15 protein-coding genes are annotated in these 18524 nt (G+C 62.9%); 7 read left to right on the forward strand and 8 right to left on the reverse strand.

Annotated features, from left to right (window positions below):
• Nucleotides 1–36: 36 nt before the first annotated feature.
• Together X771_RS138675 and X771_RS138670 are read right to left on the reverse strand one after the other, a co-directional pair.
• Nucleotides 37–1557, reverse strand: a complete 1521-nt coding sequence (locus X771_RS138675) for an NAD(P)/FAD-dependent oxidoreductase (RefSeq protein ID WP_023690117.1) — start codon at nt 1555–1557, stop codon at nt 37–39.
• Nucleotides 1544–3163 carry an NAD(P)/FAD-dependent oxidoreductase gene (locus tag X771_RS138670; protein WP_023690118.1) on the reverse strand — a complete coding sequence of 540 codons (1620 nt, stop codon included), beginning with the start codon at nt 3161–3163 and terminating at the stop codon, nt 1544–1546. The genes X771_RS138675 and X771_RS138670 overlap by 14 nt, the downstream gene beginning before the upstream one ends.
• Before the next feature lie 202 nt (nt 3164–3365).
• Between X771_RS138670 and X771_RS138665 the strand changes: the two genes are divergently transcribed.
• From X771_RS138665 to X771_RS138645, 5 genes are all read left to right on the forward strand, one after another.
• Complete coding sequence (locus X771_RS138665) at nt 3366–4166, forward strand: class I SAM-dependent methyltransferase (protein WP_023690119.1); 801 nt, start codon at nt 3366–3368, stop codon at nt 4164–4166.
• 27 nt (nt 4167–4193) lie between these two features.
• Nucleotides 4194–4874, forward strand: coding sequence for a transcriptional regulator BetI (gene betI, locus X771_RS138660; protein ID WP_023690120.1), 681 nt, complete (start codon nt 4194–4196; stop codon nt 4872–4874).
• A gap of 58 nt (nt 4875–4932) precedes the next feature.
• Nucleotides 4933–6015: an ABC transporter substrate-binding protein gene (locus tag X771_RS138655; protein ID WP_023690121.1), complete on the forward strand. Its 1083-nt coding sequence runs from the start codon at nt 4933–4935 to the stop codon at nt 6013–6015.
• A gap of 115 nt (nt 6016–6130) precedes the next feature.
• Nucleotides 6131–7207, forward strand: a complete 1077-nt coding sequence (locus X771_RS138650) for an extracellular solute-binding protein (protein WP_023690122.1) — start codon at nt 6131–6133, stop codon at nt 7205–7207.
• The gene (locus X771_RS138645; RefSeq protein WP_023690123.1) at nt 7204–8499 is read left to right on the forward strand and encodes a flavin monoamine oxidase family protein; all 1296 of its coding nucleotides are present in this window, start codon (nt 7204–7206) and stop codon (nt 8497–8499) included. The genes X771_RS138650 and X771_RS138645 overlap by 4 nt, the downstream gene beginning before the upstream one ends.
• Nucleotides 8500–8539: 40 nt before the next feature.
• Here X771_RS138645 and X771_RS138640 read toward each other — a convergent pair whose 3' ends face one another.
• The 3 genes from X771_RS138640 to X771_RS138630 form a co-directional block, all read right to left on the reverse strand.
• Nucleotides 8540–9613 (reverse strand): ABC transporter ATP-binding protein, encoded by a 1074-nt coding sequence (locus tag X771_RS138640; RefSeq protein WP_023690124.1) that lies wholly within the window; start codon nt 9611–9613, stop codon nt 8540–8542.
• A gap of 91 nt (nt 9614–9704) precedes the next feature.
• Nucleotides 9705–10529 (reverse strand): ABC transporter permease, encoded by an 825-nt coding sequence (locus X771_RS138635; RefSeq protein ID WP_023690125.1) that lies wholly within the window; start codon nt 10527–10529, stop codon nt 9705–9707.
• Nucleotides 10526–11443 (reverse strand): ABC transporter permease, encoded by a 918-nt coding sequence (locus X771_RS138630; RefSeq protein ID WP_023690126.1) that lies wholly within the window; start codon nt 11441–11443, stop codon nt 10526–10528. The genes X771_RS138635 and X771_RS138630 overlap by 4 nt, the downstream gene beginning before the upstream one ends.
• A gap of 284 nt (nt 11444–11727) precedes the next feature.
• Between X771_RS138630 and X771_RS138625 the strand changes: the two genes are divergently transcribed.
• On the forward strand, nt 11728–13140 hold the full coding sequence (locus X771_RS138625) for an aminotransferase (protein ID WP_023690127.1): 1413 nt from the start codon (nt 11728–11730) through the stop codon (nt 13138–13140).
• Between the two features lie 15 nt (nt 13141–13155).
• Here the strand turns inward: X771_RS138625 and X771_RS138620 are convergent, their stop codons facing one another.
• Nucleotides 13156–14358 (reverse strand): aromatic ring-hydroxylating dioxygenase subunit alpha, encoded by a 1203-nt coding sequence (locus tag X771_RS138620; RefSeq protein ID WP_023690128.1) that lies wholly within the window; start codon nt 14356–14358, stop codon nt 13156–13158.
• 500 nt (nt 14359–14858) lie between these two features.
• Between X771_RS138620 and X771_RS138615 the strand changes: the two genes are divergently transcribed.
• Nucleotides 14859–15239, forward strand: a complete 381-nt coding sequence (locus tag X771_RS138615; RefSeq protein ID WP_023690129.1) for a hypothetical protein — start codon at nt 14859–14861, stop codon at nt 15237–15239.
• A 234-nt stretch (nt 15240–15473) separates the two neighbouring features.
• Here X771_RS138615 and X771_RS138610 read toward each other — a convergent pair whose 3' ends face one another.
• Nucleotides 15474–17564, reverse strand: a complete 2091-nt coding sequence (locus X771_RS138610) for a hybrid sensor histidine kinase/response regulator (protein ID WP_023670065.1) — start codon at nt 17562–17564, stop codon at nt 15474–15476.
• Between the two features lie 221 nt (nt 17565–17785).
• Nucleotides 17786–18514: a response regulator transcription factor gene (locus X771_RS138605; RefSeq protein WP_023690130.1), complete on the reverse strand. Its 729-nt coding sequence runs from the start codon at nt 18512–18514 to the stop codon at nt 17786–17788.
• Nucleotides 18515–18524: the final 10 nt, after the last annotated feature.

Genomic DNA, 18524 nt, shown 5'->3' on the forward strand with positions numbered 1-18524 from the left:
CCGTAGAGTGCGGCGTTGACTGGCTGAAACATCCGGTCATCCCTTCGTCGCTATGATGCGCCGCGCCGCATTAAAACCGGGAGCACCCGAAACGCCGCCGCCTGGATGCGAACCGGCGCCGGCCAGGAACAGCCCCTCGATCGGCGTGTCGTAGCCCGACCAGCCGGAGACCGGCCGCGACATCAACATCTGGTCGGCCTGCAATTCGCCGTGGTGCCAATGGCCGCCCGGCATGCGGTAGTTGGCTTCGATATCGGCTGGCGTCAAAAGCTCGGCATGCAGCACGGACTTGCTGATACCGGGGGCGTAGGCTTCGAGCTGCGCCATGACAGCGCTGAGGAATTTCGGCTTGCCAGCGTCCCAGCCCTCTTTCAGCGCATAAGGCGCGTATTGCACGATCGCCGACAGCACGCAGGCGCCGCTTGGCGCGAGCGACGGGTCGGAGAGCGAGGGCAGTGTGATCTCCATCACCGGTTCGGCTGAGAACTCGCCATATTTTGACGGGTTGAAGGCGCGCTCGACATGGTCGGGCGAGGGCGCGATGACCAGACGGCCCTTGTGATTATCGGCGCCGACGCCGGAAAATTGCGGTTGCCGTTCGAGCGCCAGATGGAGCTTCGCCGCGTCGCCCCTCATGCGGATGTTCTTTACCTTGCGCACGAAACCCGTGTCGAGCTCGCGCGGGCCGACGAGATCGAGCATGGTCGTCGCCGGGTTGATGGCGGAGACGATCGTTCTGGCGTGCAGCACCTCGCCGCCGTCGAGGGTCACGCCGAGGGCGCGCCCTTTCTCGACGACTATTCTGGCCACGGGCGCTGCCGTGCGGATGGTGACGCCGGCTTTCTCCGCCGCCGCGCGAATGGCGGCAACGACCGCACCCATACCACCTTTCGGCAGCATCTGTGCCCCGGCCGCACCGTCAGTCTCGCCGGCCAGCCGGTAATAGAGGCCAAGCAGCGAGGTCGGCGAACGCGGGCCGAGGTGGCTGCCAAGCGTGGCGTCGAAGGCAAGCAGGCCCTTCAGCCTGAGATCGGCAAGCTGTTCGTCGAGCAGGTCGGCGACGTTCAACAGGAGCACCCGCAGGAAATCGCGCATGTCTTCCTTGCCGAGCTTTTTCAGCGCCACGGCCGTCTGGCCGAGCGCTGCGGTTTCAAGCAGGGACATGCCACCGAGATCGGGCGGGCGCCGCGACAGGAACGGTTTCAGGATGCCGGCATAGCGCATGAGTTGCGCGCGCAATTCCTTCCAGGCGGACNGCAGGACAAGCGGCGGGCCGTCCCTCGCCAAGGCGACCGACGGAATGAAGTCTGCGCGGGTGACCTGCAGCCCGTGTTTCTCCAGCTCCAATATCTTCACCACGTCGGGGTGCAGGCGGTTCAGCACATGCGCGATCGAGGAGACCCGAAAACCTGGCGCAAACTCTTCGGTGCGCGCCGCGCCGCCGACATCGCCGGCCGCTTCCAGCACCAGCACCTTGCGGCCGGCTTTCGCCAGAGTGGCGGCAGCGACAAGGCCGTTATGGCCGCCGCCTATGATGATGGCATCAAATGACGTCATGGGCCGGGCTCATATGGGAGGTCGATTTGGCGAGGTCGCGCAGGATCTCGGCTGCCGCATTGCGGCCGGGTGCGCCCATGACGCCGCCGCCGGGATGTGTCGAGGAGCCGCACATATAGAGCCCGCCGACCGGCGAGCGGTATTGTGCGTAGCCCGGCACCGGGCGGTTGAACAGCAGCTGGTCGAAGGTCAGCTCGCCCTGGAAAATGTTGCCTTCGGTGAGGCCGACCTCGGCTTCGATCTCGCGCGGCGTGCGCACCTCCATATGGACGATGCGGTCGCGGAAGCCTGGCGAGTATTCGGCGATCTGCGCAACTACGCTTTCGGCGAAACCGTCGCGGTCGGCATCGGTCCAGTCCTGGCCCTTGACCTTGGGCGGTGCGTACTGCACGAAGCAGCTCATGAAATGCTTGCCCGGCGGCGCCATGGTCGGGTCGAGCGTCGTTGGGATGACCATGTCGAGGAATGGGTCGGCCGACCAGCGACCGGCCTTCCAGTCGTCATAGGCGCGCTCCATGCGCTCCATGGAATCGGTGAAATGCATGTCGCCGCGATAAACGGGTGAATCCTTCGGCAGTGCCGGGAATTCCGGCAGAGAATCCAGCGCGATGTTGACCTTGCCGGAGGAGCCGCGGATCTTGAAGTTCCTGACCCGCCGCAGGAAAATGTCGGGCAGTTCCTTCTCCTCGACCAGTTTCAGGAATGTGCGTTTGACGTCGGCGTTGGAGACGACGAGCTTGCCGTAGACCTCCTCGCCGCCGGCCAGCACCACGCCCTTGGCCTTGCCTCGGCTCACCAGCACATGGTCGACCTCGGCGCCGGTGCGGATAGCGCCGCCGGACGCCTTGAATGAAGCGGCGAGCGCCTTGGTGACGGCGCCCATGCCGCCGCGCGCATAGCCCCAGGCGCCGACCGAGCCGTCGACCTCACCCATATAATGGTGCAGCAGCACGTAGGCTGTGCCGGGCGACATCGGCCCGAGCGCGGTACCGATAATGCCGGACAAAGCGAAGTTCGCCTTGATGACATCGGTCTCAAAATATTCGTCGAGGAATTCCGAGATCGACATGGTCCAGAAGCGCAGCGTCAGCGCCATTTCTTCTGATGACAGGCCGACGAATTTCTTGCCGAGATAGAGAAGCTCTCCGAGGTCGCGCGGCTTGAGACTGGCCGGGTCCGGTGCGGTGCGCATCAGCAGCGGCTGGATGAAACGGCACTGCCGCGTCACGTCGCGCGAATAGCGGTCATAGGCCTCCGCGTCGCGCCTGGAGAAGCGGGCGAATTCGCGCCGGTGCGCATCGTGGTCACGGTAGTTGGCGAGGTAGTCGCCGTCGCGGGTGAACACGGCGCCGCCTTCATAGGAAATAACCTGCAAGCCGAAACGCGGCAGTTCGAGGTCGCGCATGATCTCGGGGCGAAACAGCGAGCAGACATAGGAGCAGTTGGAGTAGAGGAAGCCCGGCGTCAGCTCGCGGCTGGTGGCGGCGCCGCCGACCCAGTCGTTCTTTTCCACCACCAGCACGTCGAGCCCGGCGCGTTGCAAATAGCTGGCGTTGACCAGGCCGTTGTGTCCGCCGCCGATGACGATCGCATCCCAAGCTTTCATTCGCGCCCAGCCTTCATGGTGCTCGACCCTTCATTTTTCGCGTGATTTGTCGCCGAATGCGCGGAATTTGGCACGGCAGCGGCTATTCTGTCCAGCCGTTCTGAATGAATGTTCAACAAATGATATTGCGTTTTCCTGTTAATACGCTACGCTTTGCCGGCATTCGAACCTGCGCAATTCGGATGACGGGACTTAAGGTCTGATGATCGAAACGGCAGATGGCGAGCCGGAATATGACGACGCCGCGATCCGCTTCCTCGAGGCGCTGTGGGGCGAGGGCTATCTGTCGCCGGGCGGACCAGACGAGGTCGACCGGGTGGTCGAAGGGCTGTCGCTCAGGGGCAAGACGATCCTCGACATCGGCTGCGGCTCCGGCGGCATCGCGCTGCATCTGGTGGAGCGCCACGGTGCTGCTCATGCCACCGGCTTCGACATCGAGCGGCCGGTGATCGAGGCGGCCAGAAAGCATGCCGCTGCACGAGGGCTTTCAGACCGCGCCAGCTTCGTCCAGGCGCCGCCGGGGCCGCTGCCTTTTGCCGACGCTTCGTTCGATGTCGTCTTCTCCAAGGATGCGCTGGTGCACGTGTCCGACAAGGACGCGCTGTTTGCGGAAATCTTCCGCGTGCTGAAGCCGGGCGGCGTCCTTGCCGCCTCCGACTGGCTGATCGGCCATGACGGCGAGCCGTCATCTGAGATGAAGGCCTATGTCGCGGCCGAAGGCCTGTCCTTCGCCATGGCCTCGCCGGCACGCTATGCGCAAGCGATGCGCAGCGCCGGCTTTGCCGATGTCACTGTGAAGGACCGCAATTCTTGGTACCGCGAGGTCGCACGCGGCGAGCTGGAAAGGCTGAAAGGCCCGCTCTACGAGACGGCGGCAGTCGCGGTCGGAGCGGCCTATGTCGACAAGAACATCAAGACCTGGGAAGCCATGCAGAAGGTGCTTGACAGTGGCGAGCACCGTCCCACTCATCTTCGCGGGTGGAAGCCGGCTGTGGTGGGATAGCCGGCAATGTGGAGCATGACGGCACCGATGAAAGCTGCAGCGCGCGAAGAGCGATCCTCCGACACGTCTGGAAAAACCGAGCCGGAAAAACGCGGCCGCAAGGCGTCGAAGGAGGTCAGGCAACAGCAGCTGATCGAAGCGACCATCGATTCGCTGGCCAAGCGCGGTTATTCGGAAACGACGATGGCCGATGTCGCTGACGGCGCCGGCCTGTCGCGCGGCATCGTCAACTTCCATTTCGAGAGCAAGGAGAAGCTGCTCGTCGCCACGCTGGCCTATATGGCCGACGAATATGCGGCGCATTGGCGCGTCGCGCTGACCAAGGCCGGCGAGGATCCAGCCCGGCAGCTGCGGGCGCTGGTCGCCGCCGATTTCGACCGTTCGATCTGCAACAAGCGCAAGCTCGCGGCGTGGTGCGCGTTCTGGGGCGAGGCCAAGTCGCGGCCGACCTACCAGGCGCTGTGCGGCGCGCGCGACGCGGCCTACCAGAAGATCTTCATCGACCTCTGTGCCACGCTCAAGCAGGGCGGTGGTTATGGCTATGAGCCGCAGGTCATGGCGCTGGCGCTCAGCGCCATGCTGGAGGGCTTGTGGCTGCGGCTGATGATGGGGACCGAGGACGTCACCCGTGAGAGCGCGCTACAGGCGGCAAACGAATTCCTGTCGGCCGCCTTTCCGAAGCACTACCCGCCGGACAGCGGACGTTGACAACAACCGGCGGATCCAAGCCGGAGCGAACAATCAGAAACAAAGAGGATGGAACAGCATGAAAAGAATAGCCCGACGCCTGACACTGACATTGGCGCTGACGGCGACGCTGGCTGGTTCGGCCGCGGCGATTGCGGTCCCCGCCGACAAGGACCTGATCGTGTTCGACTGGTCCGGCTATGAGGACCCGAGCTTCCACCCCAAATATGTCGAGAAGAACGGCGACTCGCCGACCTTCGCCTTCTTCGGCGACGAGGACGAAGCCTTCGAAAAAGTGCGCTCCGGCTTCAAGGCCGATCTTGGTCATCCCTGCTCGCAGAGCGTGACAAAGTGGCGCGAGGCGGGGCTGCTGCAGCCGCTCGACACCTCGAAGATCACCGGCTGGAAGGATCTCAATCCCGGCATCATGGCGATGAAGGATCTGGCCACCACTTCGGACGGCAAGGCCTGGTTCATGCCGTGGGACTGGGGCAACACCCAGCTCACCTACAACTCCGACAAGATCGACGCGAAGGATGTGCAGTCGCTGAAGGCCTTCGCCGATCCCAAGTTCAAGGGGCGGGTCTCGATCGGCGACAATGTCGACGACGCCTATGCGCTGGCCAGCCTTGCCATGGGGCTCAAGGACTGGACCAAGATGACGGACGACCAGTTCAAGCAGGCGTCCGACTTCCTGCGCCAGGTGCACAAGAATGTCCGCTCCTACTGGACCGATACCACGGACGTCGTCCAGTTGCTGAGCGGCGGCGAGGTCGATCTCGCCTGGGCATGGAACGATGCCACGGTACAATCCGTCGCTGCCGGTGTGCCGATCAAGTCCAAGAAGGATACGGACGAAGGCATCTCGACCTGGGTCTGCGGCTACGTGCTGTTCAAGGACGCACCCGGCAATGTCGACAAGGCCTATGACTACCTCAACGCGATCAACGATCCCGAGACCGCCAAGGTGCTGGTCAAGGACTGGGGTTATGGCCAGGCCAACGCCAAGGGCATGGCCGGCGTCGACCCGGCGATCCTGAAAGAAAAGGGCTATGACGATGTGCAGAGATTCGTCGACAAGACCCTGTTCCAATCGCCCGTGCCGTCGTCGCTCAAGCTCAAGATGATCGCCGAATTCGAGAAGATCAAGGCGGGGTACTAAGCTCTGTCCGGCTTCCTCCGTCTGCCTGTCAGTGCGCCGGGCAGACGGTCTCGCCAAGGCCGCTGAAATTCCGTAACGTCGCCCGGCCGCTTTTCGCGATGAGGAGTTTCGCGCCATGAATTCCATGCTTCGCCGCCTTGCTCTTGCTGCCGCCCTTACGGTCGGCGCAGGCGCCGTGCTTGCTTATGCCGAAGGCGGCGGAGACCTCGTCGTGTTCGACTGGTCGGGTTATGAAGATCCGTTGCTGCACCCCGACTACACCGCCAAATACGGCGCCGAGCCGACCTTTGCTTTCTTCGGCGACGAGGAGGAAGCGTTCCAGAAGATGCGCGCCGGCTTCAAGGCCGACATCGCCCACCCCTGCTCGCAAAGCGTGACCAAGTGGCGCGCGGCCGGCATTCTGCAGCCGCTCGACACCTCCCGGATCGCCGGCTGGCAGGATCTCAATCCCGGCATCATGGCGATGAAGGATCTCGCCGTCACCGCCGACGGCAAGGCCTGGTTCATGCCGTTCGACTGGGGCAACACTTCGCTGCTCTACCGCACCGACAAGGTCACGGCGGAGGAAGCGCAGTCGCTGAAGATTTTCGCCGATCCCAAATTCAAGGGCCGCGTCACCATCGGCGACAATGTCGATGACGCCTATGCGCTGGCCAGCCTGGTCATCGGCCTCAAGGACTGGACCAAGATGACCGACGCGCAGTTCCAGGAGGCGTCCGCCTTCCTGCGTGACGTCCACAAGAACGTCCGCTTTTACTGGACCGACGACACCGACCTCAACCAGGCCTTTACCGGCAATGAGGTCGACCTCGTCTGGGGCTGGAATGAGACCTTCGTGACGCTCAAGGGCCAAGGCATGCCGATCGCCATGAACCGCGACACGAGGGAAGGCATATCCACCTGGGTGTGCGGCTATGTGCTGATGAAGGATGCGCCGGGCAAGCTCGATCAGGCCTATGATTTCCTCAGTGCGGTCAACGCGCATGCCGTGTCCGATTACTTGGTCAAGACCTTCGGCTACGGCCACGGCAACAGCGCCGGGATGGCCGCGATCGACCATCAGGTGCTGAGCGACCGTGGCTTCGACAATCTCGACAAGTTCTTGGACAAGACGCTGTTCCAGCAGCCGGTGCCGCCTGAGCTCAAGCAGCGCATGGTCACGGAATTCGAGAAGATCAAGGCCGGCTATTGAGCGACAGGACTGAAAGAACCGATGTCGTCATCGTCGGCGCCGGTTTCACGGGCCTGTCGGCTGCGCTTGAGCTGAGAAAGGCCGGCATCGATGTCGTGCTGCTCGAAGCACGCGACCGCGTCGGCGGCAGGGTCGAGGCTATTCGCAACGGGCTTGGCGAGCGCATCGACAGCGGCGGCCAGTTTTTCTGCGAAGACATGCCGGAGGTGACGGCGCTGGCCGCGTCCCGTGGCAAGGCCTTCGTCGAAACCTATGTGAATGGCGATTTCATCACCCATCCATCGCTGTCGGTCGAAGAGGCCGAACGGACCTATCATGGCGCGATGGCAATCCGCGAGCGGATGAATGCGATCGAGCCGGACGATCCCTCGATCGCCGGCATGAGCGCTGCCGCCTGGCTCGAACGCCAGCATGATCCCACTGACGCCAAGACGGCTTTCCGCTCGATGACCGAAGGCCTGTGGTGCCTGGCGATGGACAAGGTGCCGCTGTGGTACCTCATCGACAATGACCGCCGCATCACCAACGAGGTGCCTGAGCTGCAATATTCGCTGCTCGAAACCATGCAGTCGCTGGCCGAGGATATGGCCGGAGATCTCGGCGACAGGGTTTGGCTGAACGAGCCGGTTACGCGCATCGAGCACGGCCCGCAAGGGGTTCGTGCCGTCTCGGCAGGCAGCTCCATCGAAGCGCGAAAAGTGCTGGTCGCGCTGCCGCCGGCGACGGCCGCGAAGCTGGATTTCGCGCCCGCTCTGCCGCCGGCTCTCGCAAAGGCGCTCGGCGTCTGGGAAAGCGGTGCGGTGATCAAGATCCTGGTGCGCTATCCCACGCCGTTCTGGCGCGAGCGCAACCTGTGCGGCATGGTGATGTGGCGCGACCTGCCGGGCCTGTTCGCCTGTGACGCCAGCAAGGATGCGCAACATGCCGCGCTGGTCGTCTTCGTCGGCGGACCACTGGCGTTGCGTTGGCGTCCGCTCGCGGACGCGGCGCTGCGTGCGGAGGTCACGGCAAGGCTCGTTGATGCCCTTGGCCCGGAGGCGGCCGGCATTATCGATTTCAGCCAGCGCGACTGGATCGATGACCGCTGGAGCGGCGGCGCCTACAGCGACCTAATTGTCGATGTGACGGCACGGGATGCCGAGCGCACGATCCGTGCCGGCGCTGCCCCGGTTCATTTAGCATCGTCGGAACTGTCGCCGTCATTCCCGGGCTATGTCGAAGGCGCCATCGTGATGGGGCGGATCGCAGCCAAACAGATCGCGACGGAACTTAAAATTCTTAGTGGAGCATGATCTTATTCCGAAAATCGGTTCCCACTTTTCGGGATCATGCTCAGTCCGCCATCGCCACCAGGGCCTCGGGATCGTAGCCGAGGCGGACCGACGTGCCGACGGGGATATCGTCGGCGCCGAAGTCGTTGGTCTCGGTGACCGACAGTGGCTTTTCCAATCCGGGTATCTCGACGATCAGGTGGGTGATCTCGCCAAAATAGTGGCGTTCGACCACCTTGCCGGCCACTTCGAATTTCGCCGTCGCATTGTCCCACAGCACGCGCAATCGCTCCGGCCTGATGCCCAGAGTGGCGCCGCCGCCATTGCGCATGAAGGCCTTCGGCTTGTCGGTCCTGACGCGGCCGAAGCCCAGCGTGTCGACGACCAGCGAGGCGGCATTCTCCTCTATGATCTGCGCTTTTACGAAATTCATGCCGCCGAGGAAATCGGCGACCTGGCGGTTGACCGGCCGCTGGTAGATTTCCTTGGGCGAGGCGACCTGGGCGATCTTGCCGCCGAACATTACGGCGATGCGGTCGGACATAGCGAGCGCTTCATACTGGTCATGGGTGACCAGCACGAAGGTGATGCCGACCGCCTGCTGCAGGCGGCGCAGTTCGACCTGCATCTGCTCGCGCAATTTCTTGTCGAGAGCCGACAGCGGCTCGTCGAGCAGCAGCACCTTGGGCCGCATCACCAAGGCGCGGGCGAGCGCCACGCGCTGGCGCTGGCCGCCGGAAAGCTCGGTGGCGAGGCGTTTGCCGAGGCCGGTGAGCGACACCTGCGCCAGCGCTTCCTCGACGCGGCGCTTTTCTTCCGTTCCTCCCAGCCTGAGCCGTTTCAGCCCATAGGCGACATTCTGCTCGACATTGAGATGCGGGAAGATGGCATAACTCTGGAATACCATGTTGGTCGGCCGGCGGTTGGCGGGGATGCCTTCCATCGACTGGCCGCCGACCGAGATCGAGCCGCTGGTCGGGTTGTCGAAACCGGCAATCATGCGCAGCAGCGTGGTCTTGCCGCAGCCGGAAGGGCCGAGCAGCGAAAAGAACTCGCCCTCCTTGATGGTCAGCGAGGCGTCGTCGAGCGCCTTGAACGCCCCATAGCTGCGGGTAACGCTGCGGATTTCGATCATTGCTCGGTCGGTTTGGGGTCGATCAGATTGGGCCCGCTCGGACTTATCTTGCTTGGATGGCTCATCCTGAGGCCGTTCGGCCCGGGACTGCTCAGGCATAGAGGCCTCCCTCGCTCTGGGTGCGTCTGGCCGCATGGCGGCGCAGGATCTCGGCAACAGTCATCAAAACGAAAGAGGCAACCAGCAGCAGCGTGCCCAGCGCCAACACACCCGGCAGCTTGGCGGCAAAGCGCAACTGGCCCCAGATATAGATCGGCAGCGTCGTCTCGGTGCCGGTCAGGAAGAAAGCGATGACGAACTCGTCGAGCGAGATGGTGAAGCAGACCAGGAGGCTGGAAATGATCGCCGGCGCCACCATCGGCAGCGTCACCCGCCGGAAGGTGCCGAAGGCACTCTCGCCGAGATCGGCGGAGGCTTCTTCGAGGCTGCGGTCGAAGCCCTCGAAACCGGCGGTCAGCACCGTCATCGAATAGGGAATGCAGATCAGGACATGGCCGAGCACGACGGTGAACAGCGACAGGCTCAGGCCTAACTGCAGCATGACCAGCAGCATGGAGATGGCGAGGATGATTTCCGGCAGCACCAGCGGCGCCATGATCAGGCCATTGATTGTGCGGCGGCCGGGATAGCGGTAGCGGGTGATCGAGCGGGCGGCGAGGATGCCGAGCAGCGTCGACAGCACCGATGCCGAGATACCGACGATCAGGCTGTTCCAGGCGGCGTCAAGCAGCGCCGGCGTCTTCGGCAGGTCTTGGTACCATTTCAGCGTATAGCCGGTGAGTGGAAATTTTGGCGTCGGCGCGGTGTTGATCGAGAAGATCGGCAGGAAGATCACCGGCAGATAGAGAAAGACGACGTAGAGGAGGGCGTAGGCGGACAGCCAGCCGCCGGGGAAAAGGCGCCGCCTCGCCGTCATCGCGCCAGCCTCTGCAGCGCGCGGATGATGAGCATGGTGGCACCCGCCATCAGCGTCACGACCAGCATGGTGGTCACGGACAGTGCCGCGCCGAGTGGCCAGTTGGAGGCCTTGTGAAACTGCGACTCGATGGCATTGGCGATCATCACGCCATCCTTGCCGCCGACCAGCCTTGGGGTGACGTAGTCGCCGACGGTGGGGATCATGACGATGAGAGCGGCCGAGATGACGCCCGGCGCCGACAGCGGCAGCGTCACGCGCAGGAAGGAGCGCAGCGGGCCGTCGCCAAGATCGGTGGCAGCCTCGACCAAGGTGCGGTCGACCTTCTCGAGCGAAACGAAGATCGGCAGGATGGCGAAGGCCGCCCAGGCGTGTGTGAGCGTGATGATGACGGCGCTGGAATTGTAGAGTAGCGCGGTCGATGGTTCGTCGATGATGCCGAGGCCCATCAGGCCGGAATTCAGCACGCCATTATAGCCGAGGATGACTTTCCATGACATCACGCGCAAGAGATAGCTGGTCCAGAACGGGATGGTAATCAGGAACAGCCACAGGCTCTTGTGGCGACCGCCATGGAACGAGATGAAATAGGCGATCGGATAGGCGAGGATGACGGTTAAAAAGCTCACCGTCAGCGAAATGTAGAGCGAGCGCCAGAGCAGATCGCGGTAGATCGGCTCGGTCAGCGCGATGCGATAATTCTCCAGCGTGAATGTATGGTCGATGGTGAGGTAGTTCTGCGTCCAGAAGGAGTGGGCGAAGACCACCAGGATCGGCACCAGCAGCAGGATCAAAGCGTAGACCAAGGTCGGGCTGATCAGGGCAAGGCCCTGGACGGACTCGGACTGCAGAAGGGCGTTTCGCCTTGCTCGCGTCATGCGCCGCGTGGGCACCCCTTCGGCAGCTACCGTCATTGCAGCGACCCGGGCGTGATCTCGGTTGCTGGCTCGAACTGTTCCGCCATGATGCTCCCTTCGACCGGGCCGGCTGCCTGTTCCCAATTTTTGCGGAGCGCGCTTTGCTGGCCGAGCTCCAAGCTTGCCGGCTTTCTTTCATCATGAGCGCATCCGTGCATTGAAATCAAGCGCTATTTCTGTAATATTGATTGAACGGACATTCAAAATGGAGTGAAGAAAGCCGCCCTTGGCGCTTCATGTTCTGTCCGGTGAAAATTACGCTCAGACGATGCGAGGCAATGATGGCGGCTGCAAGAGACCTAAGAGCGATGGAAATGGCTGACGGTGACGATGCGGTCGAGCTGGCCAAGCGTCATCTCGTTCAGCCCTGGCCTTATGCCGGCTCGGTCGGCAATGAAGCGCGTGCGCTGATCGGCGAGGGCGATGGCATCTACATCACCGATGTAACAGGCAAGCGACTGATCGACGGGCCGGCCGGCATGTGGTGCATCAATGTCGGCCACCGCCGCGAGGAGCTGGCCAGGGTGATGTACGACCAGGCGATGATGCTGTCCTACAACACGCCCTGGTATACGATGAATGCGCCGTCGGCCGAGCTCGCCAAGCGCCTCGCCGATCATGCGCCGGGCGGTCTCAGCCATACCTTCTTCACCACCGGCGGATCGTCGGCTGTCGAGACGGCGCTGCGCTTCATGCAGTTCTACAACAATGTGCGCGGGCGGCCGGAAAAGAAGCTGATCCTCAGCCGCGGTGGCGCCTATCACGGCTCGACCTATCTGTCGGCCTCGCTCAACGGCCGGCCGCGCGACCGCGACTGGATGGACGGCGCCGACGATCTGGTCATCAAACTGTCCTCGCCAGACCCGTTCCGGCGGCCGAAAGGCATTGACATCGCCGCCTTCTGCGATTTCCTGGTCGATCAGTTTCGCGTTACGGTCGCTCGCGTCGGCGCAGAGAAGATCGGTGCTTTCGTTGGCGAACCGGTGCAGGCGTCAGGCGGCGTCGTCGTGCCGCCGGATGGCTATCTCAAGCGCATTCGCGAAATCTGCAGGGACAACGACATCCTCTATATCTCCGATGAGGTGGTGACCGGCTTCGGGCGGCTCGGCCATGTCTTTGCCTCTGGCGATGGCTTCGGCATCGACCCCGACATGATCACCTTCGCCAAGGGCGTCACATCAGGCTATTTCCCGCTTGGCGGCGTCATCATCTCGGAGCGGCTGCTTCAGGAAATGCGCCGTTCCAACCATCCCGACGCTATGTTCGGCCATGGCCTGACCTATACCAGTCATCCCATCGGCTGCGCGGTGGCGCTGAAGAACCTCGATATCCTGGAAGACAGCGTGCTGGCCCACACGCGCGATGTCGCGCCCTATTTCCAGGCGCAGTTGAAGACGCTGGAGGAACTGCCGCTGGTTGGCGAAGTCCGCGGCATAGGCCTGATGGGCTGCGTCGAGTGCGTAGCCGACCGCGAAAGCAAGGATCCGCTTCAGCTCGACAAGGATGTCGGCAAGCGCATCGACGCGCATTGCCACGAACTCGGCCTCCTGGTTCGGCCGCTGATCAACATGTGCGTGATGTCGCCGCCGCTGATCATCACGCGAGAGCAGATCGACGACATGGTGGCGATCCTGCGCGAAGGCATTTCGCGGACCATGGATGATCTGCGCAAAGAGGGCGTGTGGCAGGGGTGACTGGCAGTTCCGCCCCTACACCTGCGAGCGCATAGCCTCATTGAGGTTCCACATGTCCTTCTCCTCCGGCGCCGTCTCCAAGCCCAGCACCGGGATCTGCTTGCGCAGATGGTCGTGGTGGGTGCGCACACCGTATTCGAGGTCGGAGAGATAAAAACCCTTGAAGGCCTCCGAGATCATGGACTCGTTTGACCAGACGGAAAGCTGCACGTCCTCGTTCATGGTATCGCGGTCGATGCGGTAGGCGAGATAGCGGGCGGCCGCCTGTTCCCTGGTTTCGTCGGGGTAGCGGTAGATGGCGCCGCGCAGCAGCGTCTCGCCGGTCGACAGCGGGAACTCCTGATAGAACTGCACCGATTCCGGCATGATCGACAGCGCGTTGTTGGGGAAGATGCCGTAATAGATCCAGGCCCTGCGCAGATGCTCCGGCAGGTGTGAGGCATCGGGCGTGAGCTTGATGTATTCGCGCACGCTCCAGCGCCGGCCGGCATGCGGACTGTAGGTGGCAAACGAGCGCGACACGCCGTCGATGAACGGCTCGTCGAAATAGGTTGAGCCGTAGAGATCCTGCAGCGCCGGATGCGCCATGGCAACGTGGTAGCCTTCATTGTCGACGTCGCGCACCGACTTCCAGTTGACCGGCGTCTTCTGTGTCCAGATGCCCCAGGACGGCACCATCTCGGCCACATTGTAGTGTGCCATCTCGGCCTCGATCGGCTTCAACAGTTCGGCCACCGAAGGCTGCGGGCCGCCCTTGCGAAAGCGGACAAAGATGAAGCCCATCCATATCTCGAGGTCGAGCGGCATCAGGCCGAATTCGGTCTTGTCGAGCTCGGGGAAGGAGCGCGGCCGGGCGGCGCCGCGCAGCGTGCCGTCGAGATTGTAGACCCAGCCATGGAACGGGCAGACCAGCGCGTTCTTGCAGGTGCCCTGGCTGTCGGCGACGACGCGGCTGCCGCGATGCCGGCACATGTTGTTGAAGGCGCGCACGATGCCGTCCTTGCCGCGCACGATGAGCGCCCGCTCGCCGACCACGTCCATAGTCAGATAGTCGCCGGCATTCGGCACGTCGCAGACATGGCCGGCGATCTGCCAATGGTTGCGGAAGACGTATTCCTTCTCAAGTTCGAGAAGCGCGTCGGAGTGATAACTCCAGCCCGGCAGACCCCGCCGGTCCCAATCATTGGGGATCGCCACGTCACGGAGATGCGGGTTCATAAAAAAGCTCTTCTTTTATTGAATACTCATTCAATAAAACCATATTTTGCATTGAAATGCAATGGCTTGTAGAAATCTCAACTTTTCAAGTCGGTACAAAAGGGCCGCCTGAAAGCCAGAAAATCCCGGAATATCCGGGCGTTAACGGGGTCGTGAAATAGCTGTCCGGCATGCGGATTTCGCCGTGCCGCTTGCAAAAACGTCCCGCTCCAAGGCGAAAATACCTGCCGTCCGCAAATTCGACCGCAGTGTGAGCTTGTTCATAGTGCGGCGGACAGGAAGCGGGCTTGGTGCGTTCGCGGCCCGCCTGTCGTCAACATTTGATTGCGCGCATGAAACAGCTTCGCAAATGCATCTTGCCGTCGGCACATGACCGGATCTGTCCGGATATGCCCGAATTTCTTGTTTCAAACCTGTTACGCGGGCAAGCCAAGCGCATCATTCGCCCGTTACCAGGCGCGCTTAGGTTCGTTTCATAAGAAAAACGAAGGGGAGCAGAAATGCATACGAAAGTCGAGATCACCAGCAACGAACGGCGCGCCAAACTGGCACTGCGTCAGCGCGCCAGCGACCATCCGGTTGCGATGTTCTCCATGCTGGGCGCCTGCGCTCTGGCCGTCATGTTCCTGACGCCGGCTTCCGGTCCGGCTTTTGCTTCGCTCAACCCGCCGGCCAATGTCGTCCAGGGCGCGCCGACCACCATCAAGACCACCCGGCTGCCGGAGCCGGAAATCGATTTTGCCTGCCAGGGTCAGGCCTGGGGCGCCGAGAGCGCGGAGTGCCTGCGCGTCATCGCCGCCCAGTCCGGCGTGCACAAGGCGCGTTCCGTCCGCATGATCGCCAACGCAGCGCCGCTGACCACGACACCCAACGTTTTCTGAACCTCCCGAGCGCTTCCTCCCGCGCTCGTTCTTGGCTCCCGCCGCTTCCCTCGGTCGGGAGCCTCTTTTTTAGGGCCTATCGATATTCGGGTGAGGCCGGCCTGCGCATGGAGGTTCCCTGCGCTTCCGGTGCTCGCGTACTTCAAGTACGCTCCGCTCCGGTTCTCGGGAACCACCATTCTCGACTCCGCCTGACCCGAATCTCGATAGACCCTACGTGGGTGCTTCGGAAAATTAGCCGGCGGCGGCGACCTGGTCGGCTATTGCCGAGAGTACGCCGCGGACGTCCAGCGTCGAGAACGGCTTTTCCAGGATTTGCGGGCGCTGCGGCGCCGGCAAGGCTTCGATCTCGGCCTTGGCGCCGATCAGGTCGCCGGTTACCAACACGAAGCGTTTGGCCAGCGCCAGGTTGTCGGCGAGCAATTCGCGGTAGATGGCAATGCCGCTGGTGCCGGGCATGCGCAAGTCGGAAAAGACGATGTCTGGTGGCATGTGGCCGGTCAAGGTCGCCGCCGCCGACGTCCAGGCCGGCACGACCCGCGACTTGATACCCATCAGTTCCAGGATGTCGGAGAGGGAGCCGGCGACGTCGGGTTCGTCGTCGATGATCAGCGCATGGCGCAAGCCGCTGGAACGAGCCGGGCTGTCGCCGGCTGCTGCCGCGCCGCCGGTGATCACCGGCAGCTGGACGACGAAGCGCGCGCCACGCGGCAGCACCTCCTCGAACCAGATATTGCCGTTGTGGCGCTCGACGATCGATTTCGAGATCGACAGGCCGATGCCGGTGCCGACGCCGACCGGCTTGGTGGTGAAATAGGATTCGAAGATGCGGCTGCGGATCGCCTCGGGAATGCCCGGTCCGTTGTCCTCGACCGAAAACCCGGGGTTGCCGCGATCGCTGCGGAATGTCCGCACCTTGATCAGGCGGTCGCCGCCGATACCGGCCAGAGCGTGTTGGCTGTTGATCAGGAAATTGGCGGCCACCTGCGTGACGTGGTCGGCATCGGCCATCGCCAGCAGCGGGCCGGGCGCGAAATCGGTGTCGATGATGATGCCGCTCGAGCGTGCGCCATAGGCGGTCACTTCGAGTGCGGCGCGGATCACCTGGTTGAGATCGGTCTCGGCCTGCGCCGCCGGATGCAGGCGCACCATCGACAGGAAGCTTTTGACGATGCGGCCGCAGCGCTCGGCGGCGGCGCGCACTTTCTCGGCGCGAACCTTGGTCTGCGGGTCGGTGGCGAATTCATGCAGCAGCGTCGACTGGGCAACGACAACGGCGAGCGGGTTGTTGAGCTCGTGCGAAACACCGGCCAGCAGCGAACCCATCGCCGCCATCTTCTCGTTCTGGTGCAGTTTTTCGCGCTGGCGATTGATCTCTTCTTCGGCGCGCAGCTTATCGCGCAGATCGCGGATCGAACCGAAGATGAGCTGACGGTCGGCCACCCGCATCTCGGTCGCCGTCAATTCGATGGGAAACACCTCGCCGGCCGCATTCTGTGTCACGGTCTCAAGCCGCTGGCCAACCATCGGCGCGCCGCGGCCAGACATGTATTCGGCGCCCGAGACATAGCCCTTGCGGTAATATTCCGGCACCACGGTATCGAGCAGGTCCTTGCCGAGGATGTCGCTGCGCTGATAGCCGAACATCTTTTCGGCGGCCGGATTGAATTCGATGATCGAGCCGGTCTCGTCGATGACGATGATGGCGTCGAGCGACGCCTGCAGCATGGTGCGGCGGATGACTTCGCTGGCATGGGCGTCGGACGGCGAGTGCTCGATGGCGTCGCCGATGGCGAGCGCGATGATGTGCATCGTCGCCTCTTCCTCTTCGGTCCATTCGCGCTCGTTTAGGCAGTCATTGACCGCGAACGTGCCCCACAGATGACCGTGCGCGAACACCGATACCGACAGGAACGACTTGATGTGCTGCTTTTCGAAATCGGCCCTGAGGAACCCGTCGAGATCGCGCGTATGGCCGGCGAAGATTTTGCCTTGCCGCTCGTCCTCTCCAATCCGCTCCAGCAGCGGATCGGTATCGACGATCGACTGCATGATCACCGTCGGCGAAGCCAGTTCGCCGCCGAAGCGAGGATCGATCCAGTAGGCGGCGACCGATTGGGCGAAGCCCTGGCCGGGCAATTCGCGCAGCCTGAACAGGATGCCGCGCTGGCAATTCATGGCGCTGCAGAGCGTTTCGAGGATGGTTTCCATCTCGCGCTGCCAGTCGCCGGCATCGCGCAACCGGCGGACGACGCGCACAGCCGCCATCGCGGCGCTCTGGCGAGCGCCTTGCGGGTCCATACGTGGTGCTGGTTCAGCGGTCATGTCAGCCATCAGTAAAGGGCCGTCGAATTAGGCAGCTATGGAGCATTTCACGAAAAAGGTGAAACGCTCCATGTTTCAATGCAATCCCGAACGGAAAATCGCTACGCACTGTTCCTGGAATTGCTAAAGCGCTTCACCGTTTCACGGAAACGGAGAAGCCTCTATCTCTTTGTTTTCACACAATTCCGGGCGGAAACCGCGTACACTTTCCTGTAATTGCTCTAGTGCCCGTCACCGGTCGGCAGCGAGAAGATATAGCCTTCGCCGCGCACTGTGCGCAAAAATTTCGGATTGGCCGGATCGGTTTCGATCTTCTTGCGCAGCCGCATGATGCGAATGTCGACGGCGCGCGACGATTCAGGATCCTCGACAAAACCAATCGCCTCGGAGATCGCCGATCGCGTCAACAGCCGGTTGGCGCGGGTCAGGAAAACCTCCAGCACATCGAACTCGCTCTTGGCCATGTCGATGACGGCGCCGTTGGCGCCGGTGACAAGCCTGCCGTCGAGGTCGGCCTGGAACGGGCCGAAGGTCAGGCGGCGGCCGCCATCGGCTTGTGTCTTCGCCGCCTGGGGCGGGCTCGGCTGCGGAACGCGGCGCAGCACGCTGCGCACACGAGCCAGCACCTCACGCAACTCGTAGGGCTTGACGATGTAGTCGTCGGCGCCAAGCTCCAGCCCGACAATGCGGTCGAGTGCGGTGCCGGCGGCCGTGGCATAGATGATGCCGACCGGTATTTGCGAGCGCAGCCAGCGGCCGAGCGACAGTCCGTCCTCGCCCGGCATGGCGATGTCGAGAATGGCCAAATGAAACGATTCCGTCTCCAGCAAGGCGCGCGCCTCGGCCGCGCTTCCGGCCTGGGTCACATCGTAGCCGTTGGCGCCGAGATACTCGGCGACCGCGTCCCGGAGATCGGGCTCGTCCTCGACGATGACAATCCGTGCCCGCACTATGGCCTCG

This window comes from Mesorhizobium sp. LSJC269B00 (genome assembly GCF_000502815.1).
In the GTDB taxonomy this organism is placed as follows: domain Bacteria; phylum Pseudomonadota; class Alphaproteobacteria; order Rhizobiales; family Rhizobiaceae; genus Mesorhizobium.

Coding starts and splice junctions, on each gene's coding strand:
- X771_RS138625 (WP_023690127.1), top strand. CDS start 11,728: ATGGCGGCTGCAAGAGACCTAAGAGCGATGGAAATGGCTGACGGTGAC.
- X771_RS138650 (WP_023690122.1), top strand. CDS start 6,131: ATGAATTCCATGCTTCGCCGCCTTGCTCTTGCTGCCGCCCTTACGGTC.
- X771_RS138615 (WP_023690129.1), top strand. CDS start 14,859: ATGCATACGAAAGTCGAGATCACCAGCAACGAACGGCGCGCCAAACTG.
- X771_RS138630 (WP_023690126.1), bottom strand. CDS start 11,443: ATGACGGTAGCTGCCGAAGGGGTGCCCACGCGGCGCATGACGCGAGCA.
- X771_RS138670 (WP_023690118.1), bottom strand. CDS start 3,163: ATGAAAGCTTGGGATGCGATCGTCATCGGCGGCGGACACAACGGCCTG.
- X771_RS138665 (WP_023690119.1), top strand. CDS start 3,366: ATGATCGAAACGGCAGATGGCGAGCCGGAATATGACGACGCCGCGATC.
- X771_RS138635 (WP_023690125.1), bottom strand. CDS start 10,529: ATGACGGCGAGGCGGCGCCTTTTCCCCGGCGGCTGGCTGTCCGCCTAC.
- X771_RS138620 (WP_023690128.1), bottom strand. CDS start 14,358: ATGAACCCGCATCTCCGTGACGTGGCGATCCCCAATGATTGGGACCGG.
- X771_RS138640 (WP_023690124.1), bottom strand. CDS start 9,613: ATGATCGAAATCCGCAGCGTTACCCGCAGCTATGGGGCGTTCAAGGCG.
- X771_RS138655 (WP_023690121.1), top strand. CDS start 4,933: ATGAAAAGAATAGCCCGACGCCTGACACTGACATTGGCGCTGACGGCG.
- betI (WP_023690120.1), top strand. CDS start 4,194: ATGAAAGCTGCAGCGCGCGAAGAGCGATCCTCCGACACGTCTGGAAAA.
- X771_RS138610 (WP_023670065.1), bottom strand. CDS start 17,564: ATGACCGCTGAACCAGCACCACGTATGGACCCGCAAGGCGCTCGCCAG.